Source organism: Psychroflexus sp. ALD_RP9 (genome assembly GCF_017311165.1).
Lineage (GTDB): Bacteria > Bacteroidota > Bacteroidia > Flavobacteriales > Flavobacteriaceae > Psychroflexus.
Window position 1 is genome coordinate 1,000,748 of record NZ_CP062973.1, and the last position, 20,567, is coordinate 1,021,314.

Annotated in this window: 18 protein-coding genes; 2 read left to right on the top strand and 16 right to left on the bottom strand. The window is 31.8% G+C overall.

Translation table 11 applies throughout. The annotated features are described in order from the left end of the window. Positions 1–7: 7 nt before the first annotated feature. The 14 genes from IMZ30_RS04730 to IMZ30_RS04795 form a co-directional block, all read right to left on the bottom strand. The gene (locus tag IMZ30_RS04730) at positions 8–1,144 is read right to left on the bottom strand and encodes a glycosyltransferase family 4 protein (protein ID WP_207039385.1); all 1,137 of its coding nucleotides are present in this window, start codon (positions 1,142–1,144) and stop codon (positions 8–10) included. 1 nt (position 1,145) lies between these two features. Beyond that, positions 1,146–2,252, bottom strand: a complete 1,107-nt coding sequence (locus IMZ30_RS04735) for a hypothetical protein (RefSeq protein ID WP_207039386.1) — start codon at positions 2,250–2,252, stop codon at positions 1,146–1,148. Beyond that, a complete protein-coding gene (locus tag IMZ30_RS04740; RefSeq protein ID WP_207039387.1) occupies positions 2,252–3,136 on the bottom strand; it encodes a hypothetical protein in 885 nt (294 codons plus the stop codon). The genes IMZ30_RS04735 and IMZ30_RS04740 overlap by 1 nt, the downstream gene beginning before the upstream one ends. A 56-nt stretch (positions 3,137–3,192) precedes the next feature. Beyond that, complete coding sequence (locus IMZ30_RS04745; RefSeq protein WP_207039388.1) at positions 3,193–4,257, bottom strand: glycosyltransferase; 1,065 nt, start codon at positions 4,255–4,257, stop codon at positions 3,193–3,195. Continuing rightward, the gene (locus tag IMZ30_RS04750) at positions 4,254–5,354 is read right to left on the bottom strand and encodes a hypothetical protein (RefSeq protein ID WP_207039389.1); all 1,101 of its coding nucleotides are present in this window, start codon (positions 5,352–5,354) and stop codon (positions 4,254–4,256) included. Before IMZ30_RS04750 ends, IMZ30_RS04745 begins: the two co-directional genes overlap by 4 nt. A 17-nt stretch (positions 5,355–5,371) precedes the next feature. Then, a complete protein-coding gene (locus IMZ30_RS04755) occupies positions 5,372–6,613 on the bottom strand; it encodes an EpsG family protein (protein ID WP_207039390.1) in 1,242 nt (413 codons plus the stop codon). Further along, complete coding sequence (locus IMZ30_RS04760; RefSeq protein ID WP_207039391.1) at positions 6,607–7,695, bottom strand: glycosyltransferase; 1,089 nt, start codon at positions 7,693–7,695, stop codon at positions 6,607–6,609. The genes IMZ30_RS04755 and IMZ30_RS04760 overlap by 7 nt, the downstream gene beginning before the upstream one ends. Further along, positions 7,688–8,827 carry a dTDP-4-amino-4,6-dideoxygalactose transaminase gene (gene rffA / locus IMZ30_RS04765; RefSeq protein WP_207039392.1) on the bottom strand — a complete coding sequence of 380 codons (1,140 nt, stop codon included), beginning with the start codon at positions 8,825–8,827 and terminating at the stop codon, positions 7,688–7,690. The genes IMZ30_RS04760 and rffA overlap by 8 nt, the downstream gene beginning before the upstream one ends. Next, positions 8,824–9,684 (bottom strand): formyltransferase family protein, encoded by an 861-nt coding sequence (locus tag IMZ30_RS04770; RefSeq protein WP_207039393.1) that lies wholly within the window; start codon positions 9,682–9,684, stop codon positions 8,824–8,826. Before IMZ30_RS04770 ends, rffA begins: the two co-directional genes overlap by 4 nt. Beyond that, a complete protein-coding gene (locus IMZ30_RS04775; RefSeq protein WP_207039394.1) occupies positions 9,678–10,820 on the bottom strand; it encodes a TDP-N-acetylfucosamine:lipid II N-acetylfucosaminyltransferase in 1,143 nt (380 codons plus the stop codon). Before IMZ30_RS04775 ends, IMZ30_RS04770 begins: the two co-directional genes overlap by 7 nt. Further along, positions 10,817–11,527, bottom strand: coding sequence for a hypothetical protein (locus IMZ30_RS04780; RefSeq protein ID WP_207039395.1), 711 nt, complete (start codon positions 11,525–11,527; stop codon positions 10,817–10,819). Before IMZ30_RS04780 ends, IMZ30_RS04775 begins: the two co-directional genes overlap by 4 nt. Then, the gene (locus IMZ30_RS04785) at positions 11,524–12,975 is read right to left on the bottom strand and encodes an MOP flippase family protein (protein ID WP_207039396.1); all 1,452 of its coding nucleotides are present in this window, start codon (positions 12,973–12,975) and stop codon (positions 11,524–11,526) included. Before IMZ30_RS04785 ends, IMZ30_RS04780 begins: the two co-directional genes overlap by 4 nt. A 264-nt stretch (positions 12,976–13,239) precedes the next feature. Next, a complete protein-coding gene (locus IMZ30_RS04790) occupies positions 13,240–14,235 on the bottom strand; it encodes an SDR family oxidoreductase (protein WP_207039397.1) in 996 nt (331 codons plus the stop codon). Positions 14,236–14,989: 754 nt separating this feature from the next. Next, a complete protein-coding gene (locus IMZ30_RS04795; protein ID WP_207039398.1) occupies positions 14,990–16,564 on the bottom strand; it encodes an asparagine synthase-related protein in 1,575 nt (524 codons plus the stop codon). 122 nt (positions 16,565–16,686) lie between these two features. Here IMZ30_RS04795 and IMZ30_RS04800 point away from each other — a divergent pair, with 122 nt between their 5' ends. Together IMZ30_RS04800 and IMZ30_RS04805 are read left to right on the top strand one after the other, a co-directional pair. Further along, on the top strand, positions 16,687–17,130 hold the full coding sequence (locus IMZ30_RS04800) for an Lrp/AsnC family transcriptional regulator (protein ID WP_207039399.1): 444 nt from the start codon (positions 16,687–16,689) through the stop codon (positions 17,128–17,130). A gap of 158 nt (positions 17,131–17,288) precedes the next feature. After that, positions 17,289–18,950 (top strand): ABC transporter ATP-binding protein, encoded by a 1,662-nt coding sequence (locus IMZ30_RS04805; protein ID WP_207039400.1) that lies wholly within the window; start codon positions 17,289–17,291, stop codon positions 18,948–18,950. A 78-nt stretch (positions 18,951–19,028) separates the two neighbouring features. Here the strand turns inward: IMZ30_RS04805 and IMZ30_RS04810 are convergent, their stop codons facing one another. Together IMZ30_RS04810 and IMZ30_RS04815 are read right to left on the bottom strand one after the other, a co-directional pair. Continuing rightward, positions 19,029–19,712 (bottom strand): type 1 glutamine amidotransferase domain-containing protein, encoded by a 684-nt coding sequence (locus IMZ30_RS04810; RefSeq protein WP_207039401.1) that lies wholly within the window; start codon positions 19,710–19,712, stop codon positions 19,029–19,031. Positions 19,713–19,856: 144 nt separating this feature from the next. Next, positions 19,857–20,426 carry a Crp/Fnr family transcriptional regulator gene (locus IMZ30_RS04815; RefSeq protein WP_207039402.1) on the bottom strand — a complete coding sequence of 190 codons (570 nt, stop codon included), beginning with the start codon at positions 20,424–20,426 and terminating at the stop codon, positions 19,857–19,859. Positions 20,427–20,567: the final 141 nt, after the last annotated feature.

Below are 20,567 nucleotides of genomic sequence, written 5' to 3' on the forward strand. Positions count from 1 at the left end.
GTTAACTTTAATTTTCATATAATTTTTTTTGCTCATTCCAAATATCTTCCGGATTAAAATTTTTTACCCAATGAAGACCATTCTTTCCATGCTCTTCTCGAAGTGAGTTATTTTCATAATATGTAAGCATCGCATTTTTTAGTGGCTTAACCTCTTTAATTGGTACAACTGAACCATTAAAGTCTTTTTTAATAGCATCTTTACATCCTGTAGCATTTGTTCCAATAACAGGTTTACCCATAGCAGCAGCTTCAAGATAAGAATTTCCGAAACCTTCCCACCATGCAGGCATGACAAACACGTCAAATAAAGACAACCAAAGGGGAATGTTATCTTGCCAACCCAGCCACAAGATTGAATTATGAGCTACGATTTTTGACACTAGAGACTTATCGTAAAGTTGCGACGAGTCGCTTTTTCCAATTAAAATCAAAATAAAGTTAGGATGAATTAAACTTAGCTCATCGAAGGCTTTATATAGCTCATTAATACCTTTTCTATCAATTAGCCTGCCTACAAAACCAAAAACAAATTTATTAGATAGGTCGTATCGGTGTTTTAGACTCAGTATTTCTTCTCTAGAAACATTATTTTGTGAAAATTTATTAAGATTAATTCCGTTACTACTTCCTTTTTTAAAGACTATTACCTTTTTTGTCTCGAAAATATTATCCTTTAAAGCTCTGTCTTTAACAGATGGAGAGATACAAATAATATTATGACTTAGCTTACCAGGAATTTTTTCTGTGGTGACAAGAAGCTTTCTCATTAAGCCTAATTCATGTTCGTATCTTAAACCTCTACAAGTGTAAATACGCTTAGGGACTTTAGCTAGAAATGCGCCAATTGCGCCTAACAAACCCATTTTCGGAGTACCTACATTAATGACATCAGGCTTTAATTTTCTAAGTATTTTGAAGATACTAAATACAGTAGCTATATCTTTTAAGGGATTAATATATCGTTCAATCCTCACAGGTAATAAAGTACAACCTTCCTCCTTACAATAGGCTATTGACTTCTCATCCTTAGGACACATTAAATAAACATCATATCCACAATTCTTAAAGTACTTAGCTTGGCCCCTAATTAAAGGTGTGCTTCCTGAAATTGTTATTCCTAATACAAGTTTTTTTCTTCTCATTTTATTTCATTCTAATCAATTTACATAATTCTCTCGAAGACATAAAAATAATATCAGGATGTTTATTGACTACTTTTCTTAAGATCGTTTTTAATTCTAAAAGATTTTTATCTCTATGCTTTTTAGAAAGGCTACCTACATAATTTACTTTATGAGTTGATAATATTGCTGGTTTACCCATAGCAAATGCAATATTGATTTCGTTAATCGTTTTCGACTGGTTATAAGATGATTGAACTGGCTCAAACTTAACATTTCTTCGGTAGTACATGTGACCATTTTTTGAAGTTTTCCCAAAGCTTAAATTAAAGCTTTTTGTTGTAAAGCCTCCTTTCAAATCTGGTTGAACTCTTTTCCTGTTTACAACAAAATTATTAAGACCTAAACTTGATAGCTCCTCCTCGAATTCTTGCATAAATATTCCATTTGGTGCAGCAAAGACTTTTGGTTGATACTTAAAGAGATGTTTAAATATGCTAATCCCCTCTCTAAGGCTATTTTTATAGTAATCAAATTCTTCTTTTCGATTTACATAATATGCAGGAGCTAAAGTTTTTAATTTCTTTGGCTTTATATCTTTTAGTGGTATGTGCACAACTCCTTTTTTAAATGCAAATTTTAAATCTTCAGAATTTTGAAGTAAATTCATTAGAAGAGGAACGTTGAAATGCTCTCTACCGTGGTACTCAGGATAAAAAATTTTATTATTAATACCAGCTAACCAGGAATTTAAAAAATCTCTCCCATAATATTTTTTTTGAGTCTCTACAAACATTTCAAAATAATAATTTTTATAGTCATGATTTATTATTTTTTTAAAATCAGGATTTGTAAGGTTTACAAAAGGAGTGAATTTAACGAAATTACCTTGGCTATCTTTGACAGAACTGAGTACTTCAAAAAGTAAATTAATATCTTCTTTGTTTGTTAGTGTATCGTATTTAAGAAAGTTATTATCTAAATCATAATTAGCCTCTAATAGCTCTTCCCTAACTTTAGCATTCGGCATTCTTATACTACCCCAATCGTCTGACTCTATGACTAAAATTTTTTGATTTGTTCTCCATCCTGGAATGTGTTTAACAATTGTTTTAAGCTTGCCTAACATTATTCAAAATTTTTACTGCTTAAATTAAAATAATTAATAACCCTTTTGAGTTGAATATCTTTCATACCTTTTTTGGTATTAGACTTAACAAGTGATATCCTCTGTGTTGTACCAACTGTAACAAAGTCTTTATTGTATCTGTTATTAGTTACAGTTTTTAAATTTGACTTTATTGACATTATTTTCAACCAAACATCATCTGAATTTAGACTTAATTTTCTTATTAGTTCTTTATCAAAGGTAGTATCACACAGCAGTCTTTTTTCAAATAAAACTCCTCCACCGCTTGTATGAAAAAGACTATAAGATGGTTGTTTTTCTATAACATTATGATACCAGTTTGAATAAGGTTTCAAATTTCCTTTTGAAAAAGTAATTTTATGACATCTATTTGCAACAATAGAATTTGGATATTTTTTTTTCAATTTAATTAAGTTTTCTACAACTCTGTTATCGTAAAATAAATCATCATCAAATGTCATTATGTAACTCTCAGGAAATTGTTGTAAACAATATAAGTACTTTTTATGGGATCTTAAGTCATCACAAAATCTTATTTCTAATCCATAATTTTGTAGTATTTTAAGACTCTTTGGCAATATTTCATTTTTAAATTGACTTTCAGCAAGCCATAAGATAATCTTATCGGGCTTTACAGTTTGATTAAGTAAACACATAACACTTATCCAAACTTCTGTAATTCTTTCTGGAAATGAAGTTAGAGAAACTATATATTTATTCTCACGCTTTATATCAGTATTAGTCCCTTGAATACTCTTTTTTAATAAGATATTTTTAAAGTGGTTAGGAGCTTGATAATTAAAAATAGGGCGAAGTATATATATATCTAAAAACCTATTTATCCCTTTTCCAATTTTACCCAAGTTTGAAAAATTAGGCAAAAAAAAGTATAATTTGTATAAAAAATTGATTGTCTTCATTAACTTACAAATAGTTTTTCGTACAACTTATTAGCAGCTTTATCCTTGGATAATTTTACTGCTATATTTCTTGCATTTTCACCTAAGTAGTTTCTTAATTCTTGATTTTGTATCAAATTATCTAGATTTTTAGATAATTCATAAACATCCGAAACTACAATTCCATCAAAATTATCAGTTAAAATATCTTCATAAGGTATTGAATCGAAAACAATAGAAGGCAAACCTGCTGCCATAGCTTCACATAATGCATTTGGGAAACCTTCTATAATTGAAGGCAATACATAAATTGATGATTTAGCAAACAATTTATCAACTTCTTTGACTTGACCTAAAAATTCCACTCTACTACTTATATTTAATTCTTTGGCATATTGTTTCATTTTTGACAGAAGAGGCCCGTCACCGGCCATGATTAATTTCCAATCTTCATTTTTTAACATTGTCATTGATAATATAAGTCGTTCAGGAGACTTCTCCCAGGCAAATCTTCCTAAATATAATATTATTTTTTCCCTTTTAATATTTGGAAAGAGTTTTACATCTCTTATTCCATTGTGTATTACGGTTATATTTAATTTCCCTTTAAACTGTTCGTATCTATACTTTGCCGCTTTTTCTGTTTGTGCTATGTAACCCTGTGATTTTGGATATAGCCATTTTTTTAAAAACCTAATAGCAAAATTAAACCTATAATCATGACTTGTTTTATCACCTATAAAAACTTTGTGATTTGCTTTATACAAAGACAGTAAAACTAATGGCCCCATTATATCTCCGTAAGTTAGCACAACATCTGGTGAAATTGTATTTATTTGAAATCTTAAATTGTATAAAATTTTAACGTAATACCATAATTGAGAGGTAAATGATTCTTTCATTTCCCTTTTGTAACTAATATCTATAAAATCTACATCTTTGCTTAGCTTATAGAAATATTTAGATTTAAATATTGTTATAAAAACAACCTGATTGTTCTTCGAGTAATAATTTGCTAGTTCTACTAACTCTCTTTGAATTCCACCAACTTTAAGAGAAGGTGATACTATACAAATCTTTTTCATTTATTATTTAAATAATATTTCACTAATTCATCTGACGACATGAAAACCACATCAGGCCATAATTTCATTATTTGATTTAGTAATTCTTTAAGCTTAATAAGGTTATCTGTCCTATTGTTTTCATTTAGCCTTCCAATGAAATTAAGTCTATGAGTACTAATTATGGCTGGGACTTTATGCTTAAATGCACTATCTATACTTTTAATACAATATTCTACAGTATTACCGCTCTTCGAACTAGATGGCTCAAAAAAACAATTCCTAACTAAATCGATTTGATTGTAACTATTAATAAAACCATTGAAACGTAGTTTTCTATAGTAACCACTTCTGTCACGGGGAATATTTTGGATTTTAGTCCCTTGTATACCTTTTACACCTATCTTAGAAATATAGACTAAGTGATGTTTTGACCAGATGTAATTAGGAAAAATCATGGTATCTGAGTTAAAACCAAAATACTCTCTAAACAACTTTAAACCTTTGCTGATTGAATCATAATGCAAAGACAGCTCTTCTTTTGAATTATAATCGTAAGTCGCAAATATACTTTTTGTAAGATTATCTATAAAATAAGTTCCTTGTTCAAATGCAAGATGAGCACCTCTATCATTGTTTTGTAAAAGACGAAGCCACTTGCTGATATTAACATGTTGGTTACCGTGAAACTGTGGCTTTACAAGTTTTGAAGATATTGCTTGATCAAGTATTTTTAAATAATTTTTAGTCTGCGATTGATTCTTAATGGTATCAAAAAAAGGTTGTTCACTATAAATTTTATAGTTGTTGTTTCGAATTTCATTAAAATCTGGATTTGATGTAATAAAGTTTTGTGTTATAATTGGATAGTTGCCTGACTTATCCTTAAACTTAGTCAAAACTTCTAATAAAGCATGCCAGTCATTTTCCGTTGCAATTGAATCAAATCTAGCATATGGCGAATCGTTAATTACTTTTTTTGATAAAATTTTATTATAAGCCTTATTTGAAGGCATGCGTATAGCACCCCAATCGTCAGATTCGAAAACTATGATGTTTTTAGATACTTTTTTACTTAGTACATTTATTAATGATCTTGTAATATCTGCTTTTTTCAACGGGATTGTTTTATTTATCATCTGTAAAAACCAGTTTCATTACCCCCAAGTATCACTAATATTGGATTACCTATTACTAGCCACACACTTGGGTATTCTAGAAAAAATCTAATTTTAATTATAATAAAAGTTAAGCCAACAGGTATCAAAAAATAAAATGATCTTTTAAAATACCTTGTATACTGTTTTCTAAAATAGAACATTATACAAGCAGCTAGTGTTATAAAACTTGCTATTGAAAGATATCTACCCAAAGATGGTATATGAGATAATAGGTTAAACAAAGAATATAGTAATAAACCAAATATAAGGAGTCTGTTCTCTACATATTTAAGTTCTTTCCGTTTAAAATAAACAAATGTTGCTGATATTATTAAGAAAATTTTTGAAGCATAATTCAAAAATAATTTGGGTAAAGGTATTGCAGATTGACTTGTATTAGTGATTCTATCTTGTACAGCCTCGCTTACATAACTGTCAGCCTTAACTTTAAAAACTTGAGGTAATATCGAATCTGTTAAGTTTCTTAATAACTCAATAGAGATGCCTTGCATTATAAATGAAAGTATAAAAACAAGATAAACTATCTTTAAATTAATGTATTCTCTAGTCAAAACAAAAATCAGAAATAAAGCAGTTGGTACTGCCAATGAAAAATGAAAAAATGGCGACAAAATAACCCATAACATTTTTTTCCTTCTACCCTTAACAATGTATGATAATACTCCATAAATAAATACGTGTGATGCTGTCCACATTCTTACGCCATTAATTCCGTCCCCTATATGGATTATAAATGCTAAATAAAAAAATAATACACTTCCTAAAATACTAAATTTATAGCCATATACTTCTTGTAAAATGATGTATATATTGTTTGAGTAGAAATAACCAAACACAAATCCATATACCATAAATAAGAAAATATAATTATCAGTAAATATGCTTACTAAAAAAGTGGTAACAGGTTGATATAGATCCACAGTTTGTCCATCTGAATAAAGTATACTTAAGAACTTTTTAAAATTGAAATTATTATACATGCTTTCAAGTTGTGATGCATAAAAAACTGAATCGCTTCCAGAATTATAATCTACTATAAAACATAACCCATAAAAAGTTGAAAATAATAACATTGAAAGCCTCAAGTTTTTAGGCTCAATCCTTTTTAAATTAGCTAAGAGAAGCCCAAAAGGCCAAAACAAAAAGCCAAGTAAAAACCAAATTTTCAACTTACTTCGTTTAATTTTTTCTAGCACAGTTTGAGAAATTGATTTGTTACGTTTTCTATTTTATACTTTTCTAGGTCTGTTATTGTCAACTTGTTTTTATAATTACCTGCAAAAAACTCGTCAATTGTTTTCGTAGGAAGTTTATTATAATAAAAATTCAGAATTGGTTTATCGGCAATAGCATAATCTATTAATTTACTAGGTGTTTGGCTATGACCTTGATTCTTGAAATTTACTACAAAATCAACAGTTTTAAGAAACTCAAGTAACTCCTTTCTTGGCAAGTAGTTACTAACAACTATTTGATTAGGATATTCTTTAATCCACCTTTCAACTACACTTAAATTATTGCTAAATATATATAGTTTGAAGGGCTTTTTGTGTTGCACTAAGTATTTAATAAATGGTACTGGATTTCTTCTGTTTTGGTTTAAAGAACCTGCATATGCGATTTTTTTATAACCCATATTAGTCTCTACTTCATTATTTTTCTTTTTGATTTTAAATTTAAAACCTTGTGGAATCACTTTAATTTTATGCCTGAACTCTTTATAATAACCTTCGATAGAAGCTTTTGTTGGTACTGTTATAAAATCACAACATCCACAAAACTTCTTTTCTAATATAGAGAAATAGTATGGTCTTTTATATTGCAGATTTTCTGCAAACATAAAAGGATCTCCACAATCTGCTATCCATTTTTTTGCTATTTTTTCTCTTGCCTTTTTTGGTATTGAAGCAACTCCCCAATGCACGCTATGAGGCGCAGCAATAGAAATAAGCAAATCAAAATTTTCAGTTTCCTTTCTTAAGGCATCACGAATAATCTTTACATCTGTTATGTTTGGATAATAAAAAAATTGCTCTAATATTCGATTTAAAAGTTTTCTAAAAAACGAATTTGATTTTTTTAATCGCCTTTTGTATTTAATTTTTTGGTAATTAATTTTTGAATAAAACTCGTTTGATTGTTCAAAAAAAGTTGGCGTTATTACTTTTACATCATGGCCTTGGCGTGCTAATTCTTTTGCTAATTCTGTGGTTCTAAACGAACGTGGAGAATTAGTAGGATAAAAGTATTTTGAAATAATCAGTATTTTTTTAGGCATTGTTTAAGATGTTGTGTATTACTTTGTCTTGTTTTAATTCATAATACATTGGTAGTCTCACTAAAGTTTCTGTGTATTTGTCTGACAAAGGTAAGTTTCTATCATCGTGTTTAGATTTATAAAATTCACTTTTATGTAAGCTCAAATAGTGAAAAACACATAATATTTGATGTTCTTTCATTTGCCTAATAAAGTGGGATTGTTTTTCGGAGTTTTTAAAAACTAAATAAAACATATGCGCATTATTAGTTGCATATAATGGAATTTTTGGTAAGCGAACTTCATTTTCATTTGCCCAAAACTTTAATTGTTGGAAATAGTTATTCCATATTTGCTTTCTACGACTTTGAATATCTTTTAAATTTTCAAGTTGTGCCCATAAAAAAGCGGCTATGATTTCAGACGGCAAGAAAGAACTCCCCACATCAACCCAACCATATTTATTCACTTCGCCTCTAAAAAAAGCTGAACGGTTCGTCCCTTTTTCCCAGATAATTTCAGCACGTTCTATAAATTGATCGTCATTAATTGCTAATAAACCACCTTCGCCTGAAATAATATTTTTTGTTTCGTGAAAAGAAAAACATGCTAAATGACCAATACTACCAAGTGGTTTTTTAATTCCGTCTTTACTCGTATAATAACTATCTATCGCTTGTGCAGCATCTTCAATTACAAATAAATCATATCTATTTGCAATATCCATAATAATATCCATATCGCAAGCTACGCCGGCATAATGCACAGGCACAATAGCTTTTGTTTTTGGGGTAATTAAAGCTTCAATAGTTGCTTCATCAATACCAGGATGGTCTGATCTAGAATCAGCAAAGACTAATTTTGCACCACGTAACACAAAGGCGTTTGCTGTACTTACAAAGGTGTAAGAAGGCATAATAATCTCATCTCCAGGTTGGATATCAATTAAAATGGCTGCCATTTCTAAGGCATCGGTACAAGAGGTTGTTAGTAGTGTTTTTTTAAAACCATAATTTTGTTCAAAAAAGTCCTGACATAACTTGGTGTATTTACCGTTACCAGATATTTTACCAGTGGTTACTGCATCTTTGATGTAGCTTGTTTCTTTACCTGTTAAATAAGGTTTGTTAAAGGGTATATTTATATTTTTCACTTTAGCCTTAATCTAAATTTATTAAGTCTTACTTCCATATTATTTGAATCATAAAAAGATTTAATCTTTAAAAGCCCTTTACCACAAACTATTGTGTAGGAATTATTTTCCTTAAATATTACTTTTCCTGGTGTTCTATTGGCAATATTTACATCGGCAACTATTTCTGCGTTTTTAATAATTAGTTTTTTACCATTGTAGATTGTGTAAGCTCCTTTGTAAGGAAAACCAACAGCATCAATAAATCTTTTTATTTTCAAAGCATCTAAAGACCAATCAATTTTGTAATCATCTTCATCACGCCATAAACTATATGATACCTTTGAAGAATCCTGAGGATAACTTTTTAGATTGTCTTTTATTAATTTATTGAAAATAGAATTCAATAAATTAGCATATTGTGTCGAAATTAAATCTATTGCTTTTTCAATCTTCAACGGATAGGTTACAGGTACAATTTTTTGCTCAATTATCTCTCCTTTGTCATATTCTTTTGATCCTTTTAAAGCTGTAACTCCAATTTCACTATCACCGTTAATCAATGCCGTCACTAAGGGGTTGAAACCCCTATAATGGGGTAAAATTGAATCATGAAAAACAATTAAATTAGAATCATCGTTAATTAACCACCTCCAACCAATAGCTACACTATACTTTGCAGTGTATTCTGAAGTATGGTTTTGAAATTGATAATTTAACTTAAAATCTTGACATACTTTGATAATTTCACTTGAAAAATCATTATCTATATTTTTATCAGAACCAATAATAACAGATTTGATGTTTTTTCGATAAAGCATATCTAGCTTTGATAAAGCTATTAAACCTTTTTTACCTAAGACATATAAATTTACCATAATTTAGTTTTTAACTCATTGACTAACTTATCAGATGATATATCTTTTAGTAGAATTTCTTTGTTTTGGGTTATTTGGTATGGTTCTAAATTTTTCAAGCTATCTAAACTCTTAAGCTCTTCAATACTATAAACAAAACATCCTATACGCTTAAGGTAATGATATATTGTATTTCTTTCATCTAAAAATACTTTTGCTCCTAAATACATAGCTGTTATAATATTACCAACAGCCTGTTGTCGGTAGTGATTCATAATTACTATCCCGCAAGATTGCATTAACTTTGTATATTGCTCTAAAGGCATAAAATCTGTAATCGGTTTAAATTGTTTACCAAACATTTTTTGGCCTTCTTTAACTAGAATTTTTGCTAGTCTTTTATCGCCATAACTTAATGGCACCACAATTTCATTTTTTACACCCAAAGACGCTAACTTTTTGAAAACTTCCAAGTGGTTATTTGTCAATGAACTAGAGTTACCTATCATTATGCGATTACCTAGTTTGACATCTTCATCAATACCGTTAGCAAAATATTCAATAGGGTAATATCCAAATTTTATAAAGTTAGTGTTAGAAGGTATAATGTTATTTTTTTTGTAAAAATCAACCTCATCTTTATAAATAATAGATATGTTATCAATTTTATGAAGTGCTTTTTTATTTTTCAGCCATTGCTGCTTTTGGTTAGTTTTTGGCAGACCAAATCTGTATGAATTAATTACATCTTTGATCTTTTGAATTAAGGGCTTTCGCTCTAGTTTTTCATCTAGTTGAATGGTGTGATGACCAAGTAATGGTTGGTCATATAAAAGCGGGTTACCATAAACCTCAGCTCCCCAAACCACATATAAAATTTTTTTTGAAGTGTTTTTTATAATATAGTTTGCCCAAACTTCATTTAAACCATGGATTACAACCCAGTCTGCATTACTTGTATGTTTTTTTATAGTCTCTAAAGTGCTTTTGTTCTTGACAATTTCAAAGTCTATTCTAGATTGCTTAATATATCGAATAGCAGGGTTGGCTGGTGGTTTTAAAACTAGTAATTGGTTTTGATTTGGAAATGCTTTATTAAATAAAAACAATGCTCCATCTATAAACTTCTCGTCCGTGGTAAGGTGGATAATGTTCATTTAAAATATTTTAAATTGTTTCCAAAAAACTCATCAACACTTTTCTTATTTTTACTACTAGGCTGAAAGGGCTTATCTAAAATGCTTGTTATATCATTTTTCTCTGATAAGTCTAAAGTACTTGTCAAATGGCTTATTGTTGATTTTTTATCTTTCAAGAAGTCTTCATATTGAATAAAAATCGGATTTAAACTGCTAAGTTTTTTTAAGTTATTTTGAGCTAAATCATACTTTTTTGATAGCGTTTTAACATAATGCCTATCATTTTCAAAAAGAAGTGAATGCCAATTTTTATTTACTTTGTCTGGTCTAGGATTTGAAACTAGATCACCAGGTAAATTAAGCCTATCTAAAATACTTTTAATGTTTTTTTCTTTATCTCTTTTAATTATAACTATTTTAGGTTGCTTGTAGTAACTAATAATTTGGTCTACTAAAAAAACTAGATTAGGTTCTTTTATGATTTTTTTTGAAAATGGGTAACTATTTTTATATAAATGTTTTTTAAAATCAAGCTTATTTTCTATAATTTGGGACAAGTAAGGTTCCCAAAGATATTTCGTATCTATTGTGGCGCTTAGCCCTGTGCTTTGAGCTAATAATCCTGTAATTGCAGAAGTCCCGCTTTTAGGAAAACCTAAGATTAAAATAGGATTAGGATTAGGTTTGGTTAATTTATTTTTTAAAGTCGACCTTAAAGGAATCATCTCGATATTGCAGATTTTATGGTAGACCTAATTTCATTGAACCTTGCTTTATTAAATAAAGTAAAATAAATAAACCAAAAAAGGCCTATATATGTTACAATTAAGAATAATTTTGTTAGGTGATGGAAGCTAAAATAGTCATAACTATACAAACCTAAGCCCAGCATTATCAACAAGCCAAAAAATTCGAATGAAATATTCTTAACTAAATCTAATAATTTTATTTTCATAAGCTTTGAAAGGTAAAACCAATTGATAAAAAGAAGTAAAATATTTACTGATAAATAAACTAAAGTGAGCGTAAGTAAATTTATTTGACTTGTAAAGTAGAATGTAGTCACATAACAAAAACTGTTTAAAATATTAAGCTTAAAAGCTAAGTCAGTTCTAGCTTTCACCATAAAGATATTACCGTTTAAAGTTGCAATAGACTGTACTGCTCCAACTCCTGAAAGCACCTGTAAAATTGGTATCATTTTATGCCAAGGTTCATCAAAAATTAACTTAATAAAACTATCTGCACCAATACACAAAATAGCCATCAGCGGAAAGGTAATGAAGGCAATTGTTCTCGTAATTTTTAAAAAAATAACATTTACGCGATTTACATCATCTTGTATTTGTGCTAATGATGGAAACAAGACGGAAGAAATAACCCCACTAATTCTTGAAACAGGAAGCATCATAATGGAGTATGACCTGGTATAAATACCTAGTAATTCTGCCCCGAGAAATTTACCTATAAAAAAATTATCAGCGTTTCTAGACCAGTAATTGAGAGATCCTCTGCCAACCAAAGGTAGACTGAAATTTAAATGAGATTTAAGTTTTAATCTATCAAATTGAAGCCTAGGCACATATTTATTAAAACTAAACAAGAAAGATGTGATTAAAAAAGCGCTTAATAATTGCTGTATGACTAAAGCCCAAACCCCAAAATCTAAAATTGCTAGTATTACCGCTGTAATTCCTGCTATTAATGTTGCCGTAACTTTTATTTTAAATAAGAGCTTAAAATTCATCTGCTTCTTCAGAAGGCTTAGCTGGGTGCTTGATAAAGATTGTATAATGAATAAAAAGGATAAAGCTAATGTAATATTTAACAGTTTAGGTTCTTCGTAATAAGATGCTATTAAAGGCGAAATACTAGCCAAGATTATACTTAACAATATCCCTAAACCAACAGTAGTCCAAAAAACAGTATGAATATCAGCTTGAGTCAATTCTTTTCTTTGAATCAATGAAGAGCCAAGGCCAAAATCTTTAAAAACAGATAAGAAACCACTAAATACTGTTACCATTCCTAATAAACCAAATGATGTTGGCGGCAACAAAGTCATTAAAAAAAGACCGAGACCAAATGTTACAGCCTGATTAATAAATTGATCTAAAACCGTCCATCTTAGACCAGAGATCGTTTGCTTTTTATGCTGATGTTTGTTAATCAATCTTCGGAAGTTTTAATAGCTTAACTTGGTTTAGCATTTTTATTTTAAAAGTTTTTCAAATTTAATTTTATGCGTTTTAAAAACTCATTTTAGAGGGTTATTTTTTTTAGAGAAGTGTTTTGGGGTTTATTAGCACTTCGGCTTCGCTCAGTGGAAGCAATCTTAAAACTTGTAAAATGTAATTATTATTTGGCTTCGCTCAGTGTTTACAAGATCTAGCTAGGAACAATTAATTGCTTTTGCTTGTTGTCTTCTTATTTTTTACTATAGGTTTTTCCAATACCAATCGACTGCTTCTTTAAGTCCGCTTTTAAATTCGTGGGTAGGCTTATAATTGAGTTTTTCTTGTGCTTTTTCGATGCTCGCTAAGGAGTGTGGCACATCACCTTGACGATTAGGACCGTGCTTTATAGGGACTTCGGCTATTTTAGGATCGTAATGACTTAGTTCCTCTCTTAATAATTCAGCCATAGCTTTAATGGTAATACGATCGCCAACTGCGGTATTATATACTTCATTTAAAGCTGCTTGATTAGTGGTTGTTATCGCTAATAAATTCATTTGAATGACATTATCGATATAAGTAAAATCTCTTGAATAAGTGCCATCGCCATTAATTACAGGTGACTGGTGTTTCATGAATTGCATGACAAACTTTGGTATCACAGCGGCATAAGCACCATTTGGATCTTGACGCCGACCAAAGACATTAAAATAACGCAAGCCCACACAATTGAGTCCGTAAGTTTTTCCGAAAATATCAGCATATAATTCGTTGACGTATTTGGTAATGGCATAGGGTGATAAGGGTTTGCCTATTTCATGCTCAACTTTTGGTAATTTGGTTGAGTCGCCATAAGTTGACGAACTCGCCGCATAGACAAAACGTTTAACCTTTTGGTCTTTTGCAGCCACTAACATATTTAAAAACCCATTAATGTTTACTTCATTGGAAGTAATTGGGTCGTTAATTGATCTTGGAACGGATCCTAAAGCGGCTTGATGCAAAACAAAATCTACCTCTTTACATGCGGTTTGACAAGTGTCTAAATGACGAATGTCTCCGTCGATAAAACTGAAGTTTTCTTTCTCTTTTAAATGCTTTAGATTATGCTGATGTCCTGTTGCAAAGTTATCTAAGCCTATTACAGTTGCACCGATTTTTAAGAGAGTTTCGCAAAGATTGGTACCAATGAATCCAGCTGCACCTGTAACGAGGATTTTTTTGTTATTTAAACTTTCGAATTCTGTTAAATTCATACGATATTGATGTTTGTTATTTGTTCATTTTGTCTTGACACAAAACGAACCAAAAAGTCAAGACTAATTTAAGGAAATTTTTGCGCCGCTAGGCTCTGCAAAATCATTGCTGGTAGTTTTGCTGCATGCTTATCACTGCGTGATGCAGTTCCGCAAATACCACAATTATTTCTGGAAATTAGTCGGTTTTCATTATAAATCCGTTTTTTAAGCTTTTCGACACTTCTTTAATTTTCAATATTTTTTCAATAGACCGTTTTTCGTTTGTAATATTTTTTTGCTTATGGCTTACGGCCTACAGCTCAGGGCTTATAGCTTTTCTGCGGATACGCTTTAGGCTCTAAGCTCTAGGCGCTAGGCTTTTTTATAGATTTATACATTTGCATGTTAGCGTTCTGTTTTCGGCTCACTATTCACAACTCACTAAAAACTGGCCATTAAAAAAAAGCACGGCTTCGCCATGGCGAGTCCCATTTGAGGGTCGCTCATGACTCAAAAAATCACATACATCAGACTATTAAACTTCGCGCCGCAACTGAAGCTATCGCTATTCTGCTATTAAGATAAGGTTGGGGAAATAGGATTTACAAAAATCCAAACTAAATAACTTCGTTTTGGTTAGCATGATGATGTGTTAGTTGGGTTCAAATGTAATATATTATATGACCTTTAAAAAATTTAATTAGCACAAGTCATACCAGATATGGATTGGAAATGCCTCATACCATGCAGATCTATAAATTTTAACTCTCAATTAATCTGCTTGGTAGATTTCTAAAACACGGGCTGATGGATCAATTACATCACCACACCATTTTGGTAACCATTGGTATGGCGTTAATTGATCGTGTTTTGCGTAATCCCTAGCAAATATTCGGCGGTAATAAAAGGCTTCTTTGGTGAGCGGAATAGGAGAAAAATGATGTCGCTGTTGCTCAAAGGCTTCATCTGAGATGATTAAATCGATATGGTTTTGTATAATGCTACTCCAAGATTTTGATTGCGCGCTCACACTATCTGAAAACCCATTTTTACGTCGCCAAAGTACCTCATCTGGCAATAATGCATCTTCAGCAAAAGCCTTCCTTATCAAATACTTTTCAATTTTAGCGTCATTAAACTGACGTTCTTTTGGTGGTATACTCATATAATATTGCACAAAAGTTTTATCTGCAAAAGGCACACGCGCTTCGAGTCCTGCATTTGAAATACATCGGTCGCCTCGTTTCATATCAAAATAATGAATATCTTTTAATAAACGAATAGCTTCTGATTGAAATTCTGCTTCTGATGGTGCATTTTGAAAATACAAATAAGACCCGAATTCATCGGCTGTTTCTCCTGAAAAAAGGACTTTAACATCGGTGTTTTTAGCCACATATTTGGCCACTAATTGATGCCCTACTGAAGCGCGTATGGTGGTTACATCATAGCTTCCTAATAAATAAACTGTGTCTTCTAATGCGGCGAGAAATTCTTTTTCAGAAGCCACAATGCTGTGGTGCTTGCTACCGATGTGTTGCGCCACTTTTTCAGCGGCTATTAAATCGGGACTACCTTCTAAACCGATGGAGAAAGTTTGCAATTGTAGACCTTTAGCGCGATAAGCTTTAGCTAGTAATGCTGCTACTAAGCTACTATCTAGGCCACCACTTAATAAACAGCCCACAGGGCGCTCACTCATCATGCGCTTTTCTACTGCTTGTGTTAATAAGGATTTTATGGTTTGAGTATAAACTTCAACTGGCGTTTCTTTAGTCTTATAATCATGGTTAAAAAAAGATTTAAACTCATCGGTTTTAGACGACCAATAATGTGCTGGTGGAAATTGATTCAATTGTTCACAAAAAGTCAGCGCTTTACTTTCTGAAGCTATGTAAACTTCAGATTTATAGCGACCAAAATACATACCACGCACTCCTAAATGATCTCTTGCGGCAAAAAATTCATCGGTGGTTTCATCATACAACACAAAGGCGAATTCACCATCTAAGGCGTTTAGTGTAGCTTCGATTCCTATAGACTGGTAAAGATCAATAATTACCTCGCAGTCTGACCCTGTGTTTAGTTGAAATTGATGCTCTTTAGCGAGTTGTTGATAGTTAAAAATTTCTGCATTTGCCACCAAATAAACACCGTTTTTATACATAGGTTGATGGGCTTTAGGGCTTAAACCATTAATCGCTAAACGATGAAAACCAAAGTAAGTTTGTGGTTTAATTTCTTTAAAATCGGTTGCATCGGGACCGCGATGTTTAATTTTCATGAACTGCTCGAATAAGTCTTGAGCACTTTGTTGTGTCTCTATAGCTGCAAAAATTCCACACATTTTGATTGTTTTTAAAATTATTTACAGCAAATAACTAGTATTACTAAATAATAATCAATACTTTTAATTTAAAAACATATATTATTTACTATTTTTGAATTTAACTAATTATTTTTAAGCAAATGGATGCTACAGACCAAATTATCTTAAATATTTTAAGTACCAATGCTAAAGCCTCGCTTAAAACCTTGGCCGATGCTTGCCACCTAAGTACCGCTGCCGTTCATTTGCGACTAAAAAAACTCGAAGACCAAGGTGTGTTAACGGGTTCACGCTCAGAAATTAACTTACATCAACTGGGTTATCAAACCCAAAGTTTTATTGGCATTTACTTCGATCGGGCTAATATGTATCAACCTGTAAAAAAAGCCTTATTAGCGATTGATGAAGTGGTGGAATGTTATTATACGACAGGTAATTTTTCGTTGTTAGTTAAAGTGATTTGTCGTGATAACCAGCATTTAACCGAAGTTTTAAGTGGAAAATTGCAGCGAATTGATGGCGTGGCACGAACCGAAACTTTTATTTGCCTTGAACAAAGTTTCAGCCGAGCTGTTAAGTTTTAAGCTTTTTATTGAAGCCTTGATTTATAATTGACTTCTCACTAATTTTGAAATAGAATTAAATTCAAGGTCTCGTTTTAAGTGATGCCCAACTTATAAAAACAGTTTTTTTACGTCAGATTTAAGGAAAGCTTCTTAAATTGTCCATCAATTTTAATGCAATGCTAGAACTTCAGCAATTATCTATCGCTTTTCAGTCGAACACCGTTGTGAAATCAGTCGATTTAAGTCTTCAGTCTAATGAAATTTTAGGCTTAGTTGGCGAATCAGGCTCAGGTAAATCGATTACTGCAAAAGCCATTATGCGGCTGCTCGGAAAAAAAGCCCAAATTACAGGCCATTTAATATTCGAAGGTGAGGATTTAAATCAATATTCTGAAGCTGATTTTCAGCAATTAAGAGGTCGTGAAATTTCGATGATTTTTCAAGAGCCTATGAGTTCTTTAAATCCGTCGATGCGCTGTGGACCACAAGTAGCTGAAGTTTTAAAACAACACACCAAAGGCTCTAACAAAACGATTAAAGCTGAGGTAATTCGTTTGTTTAAAAAAGTTAAACTTCCGCGCGCTGAACAACTGTATAAAGCCTATCCTCACGAAATTAGTGGTGGTCAGAAACAGCGTGTCATGATTGCCATGGCTATTGCTTGCCAACCGAAAATTTTAATTGCAGATGAACCTACAACAGCCCTTGATGTTACCGTTCAAAAAACCATTTTAGAACTGCTGAAATCGATACAAGCAGAAACAGGAATGAGCATCATATTTATTTCTCACGACTTAGCTTTAGTTTCAGAACTCGCGGATCGCGTGGCGGTGATGTACCAAGGTCAATTGGTTGAAGTTAATGAGACTACCACATTATTTAAACAACCTAAACATCCTTACACCAAAGCTTTACTAGCAACTAAACCACCTTTAGGTTATCGCTTAAAACGCTTGCCTACAGTAGCTGATGTGATGCAAAACAAGCTTAACTTAGACCAAGAAAGTAAAGCCGAACGCGAAAAAAGACATGAAAATATTTATGGGCATCCGCCGCTGTTAGTCGTTAAAGATTTATACAAAACTTACCATAAACCTGGTCGCTGGTTATCAGCTTCGACTGAAGTTAAAGCTGTTAACGGCGTAAATTTTGAACTTTATGAAGGAGAAAATATGGGTTTGGTTGGTGAATCCGGTTGCGGTAAATCAACTTTAAGTAAAGTCCTGTTAGGACTTGAGCCAGCTACAAAAGGTGAAGTTTGGTATAAAGGCCAAGACATTACTCAACTTTCATCAAAACAATTTAAAAGCTTACGAAGCGATATTCAATTGATATTTCAAGACCCTTTTTCAAGTTTAAATCCGCGGCTTAGCATTGGTGATGCTATTGTAGAACCTATGTTAGTACATGGTATTGCAACCTCAAACAAGCAAGCCCAACAAATCGCTTGTGAACTTTTAGAACGTGTTGGATTAAGCAAAAGTCATTTTCATCGCTACCCACATGAATTTAGCGGTGGGCAACGCCAACGTATTGGTATTGCAAGAACAATTGCTTTAAAACCAAAAATCGTGATTTGCGATGAGTCCGTATCGGCTTTAGATGTCTCAGTTCAGGCTCAAGTGCTCAATTTACTTAACGATTTAAAAGCTGATTTTAATTTTACATATTTATTCATCTCACACGACTTAGCCGTGGTTAAATATATGGCCGACCAATTACTGGTTATGCGTGATGGTGAAATTGTTGAACACGGAAATGCAGACGTTGTTTATGCTGAACCTCAACAAAACTACACGAAAGAATTGATTGCTGCTATCCCGAAAGGAATTGAATAGCTTTGGTCTAGATTTTAAACTTATGAATAAAAACAGGTTTCAAAAACATGCTCACCATGTTTTTGAAACCTTTGGTTCTTATGCCTTCAACTGTTGCGCTAACAAATCAGCTACTTTTTCAGATGAAGCTGGATTTTGACCAGTAATTAAATTACCATCTTCTACGGCAAATGGTTGCCAATCTTTTATTTTTGTGTAAATACCGCCATTTTCAACAAGCATATTTTCTAATAAAAACGGCACCACTTCGGTTAGCTGTACCGCTGCTTCTTCTTGGTTGGTAAAACCTGTTACTTTTTTTCCTTCAACTAAAGCTTTACCATCAGATGTTTTTGGGTGCTTTAAAACTGCTGGAGCATGACAAACAAAAGCTATTGGTTTATTATGCGCATTAAATGCTTCAATGAGCTTAATAGAGTCTTTATCTTCTACAAGATCCCAAAGTACACCATGGCCGCCTGGATAAAATACAGCATCAAAATCATTTGGATTGATTTGATTTAATTGATGGGTTTGAGATAAAAGTTTCTTTGCCTCTTGATCTTTATCAAATCGCTGTGTGGCTTCGGTTTGGGCATCTTCAGTTTCTGAATTAGGATCGATAGGTGGTTGGCCGCCTTTTGGCGAGGCTAACGTAAGGTCGAAGCCTGCATCTTTTAACTTATAATAAGGTGCTGCAAATTCTTCAATCCAAAAACCTGTTTTTTGGCCTGTTGAGCCAAGTTGGTCGTTACTTGTAATAACAAAGAGTATTTTTTTCATAATTACTTTTTTTTACAAATATAAGGTTGAGATTATAGTTAAAAATTGATATACATCAAGATGAGCTGTTAATGATATGTTAGTCAAAAAATCAGTTTTTATGAATTTTAATCCTGTAGTTTATTCAATACAATTATAACCATTTTAAATGCTATTTCTAATACGACTTAAACTTTCTGGCGACATGCCTAGGTAATTGGCTATATTGTAATTAGGAATTCGTTTTTCAAGGTGAGGATATTGCTCACAAAACTCTTTATAACGCGCTTTGCTATTGTTTTGTAGTCCAGATAGCACTCTATTTCTTAGTGCTACAAAGGCTTTGGTAACTTTTAATCTGAAAAATCGTTCGAATTTTGGTATGGTTTGGTAGAGTTGTTCTAAGTCTAATTTGTTAAGACCTAACAACTCTGTCTCTTCTAAACACTCAACATACAATTGAGCAGGCTTGGCATTAAAAAAGGCTTCAAAATCGCTTATCCACCAATCTTCAATGGCGAACTGGATAATGTGATCTTGGCCAGCTTCATCTATATAATAGGCTTTTAAGCAACCTTTTAACACATAATACTCCTTAGTTACTGTGTTACCAGGCTGAATTAATACTGCTTTTTTATTCAGTTTTAAATGACTTAACAAATTGGTAAAAGCCTGAATTTCGTCATGATTGAAGTCTACATCTTTTAGAAGGTGTCTTTTTAGTTGCGCATACATGGTATTAATTTATGGCAAGTTTAGCAATTTTTGTTTTCATGTCTTGTTCAATTAAAATTTAAAAGCAAGCTTTAATTAAAATAGCTTTTAAGAAGGTTAATTGTTAAACTATGATTAAAGCTAGCATGTATATTTCTTACA

Bases quoted from the DNA above. Each gene is read 5' to 3' on its own strand.
- IMZ30_RS04805 (WP_207039400.1), top strand. From the start codon at position 17,289: ATGCTAGAACTTCAGCAATTATCTATCGCTTTTCAGTCGAACACCGTT.
- IMZ30_RS04735 (WP_207039386.1), bottom strand. From the start codon at position 2,252: ATGTTAGGCAAGCTTAAAACAATTGTTAAACACATTCCAGGATGGAGA.
- IMZ30_RS04770 (WP_207039393.1), bottom strand. From the start codon at position 9,684: ATGGTAAATTTATATGTCTTAGGTAAAAAAGGTTTAATAGCTTTATCA.
- IMZ30_RS04790 (WP_207039397.1), bottom strand. From the start codon at position 14,235: ATGAATTTAACAGAATTCGAAAGTTTAAATAACAAAAAAATCCTCGTT.
- IMZ30_RS04810 (WP_207039401.1), bottom strand. From the start codon at position 19,712: ATGAAAAAAATACTCTTTGTTATTACAAGTAACGACCAACTTGGCTCA.
- IMZ30_RS04775 (WP_207039394.1), bottom strand. From the start codon at position 10,820: ATGAACATTATCCACCTTACCACGGACGAGAAGTTTATAGATGGAGCA.
- IMZ30_RS04760 (WP_207039391.1), bottom strand. From the start codon at position 7,695: ATGCCTAAAAAAATACTGATTATTTCAAAATACTTTTATCCTACTAAT.
- IMZ30_RS04745 (WP_207039388.1), bottom strand. From the start codon at position 4,257: ATGAAAAAGATTTGTATAGTATCACCTTCTCTTAAAGTTGGTGGAATT.
- IMZ30_RS04800 (WP_207039399.1), top strand. From the start codon at position 16,687: ATGGATGCTACAGACCAAATTATCTTAAATATTTTAAGTACCAATGCT.
- IMZ30_RS04815 (WP_207039402.1), bottom strand. From the start codon at position 20,426: ATGTATGCGCAACTAAAAAGACACCTTCTAAAAGATGTAGACTTCAAT.
- IMZ30_RS04780 (WP_207039395.1), bottom strand. From the start codon at position 11,527: ATGATTCCTTTAAGGTCGACTTTAAAAAATAAATTAACCAAACCTAAT.
- IMZ30_RS04730 (WP_207039385.1), bottom strand. From the start codon at position 1,144: ATGAGAAGAAAAAAACTTGTATTAGGAATAACAATTTCAGGAAGCACA.
- IMZ30_RS04795 (WP_207039398.1), bottom strand. From the start codon at position 16,564: ATGTGTGGAATTTTTGCAGCTATAGAGACACAACAAAGTGCTCAAGAC.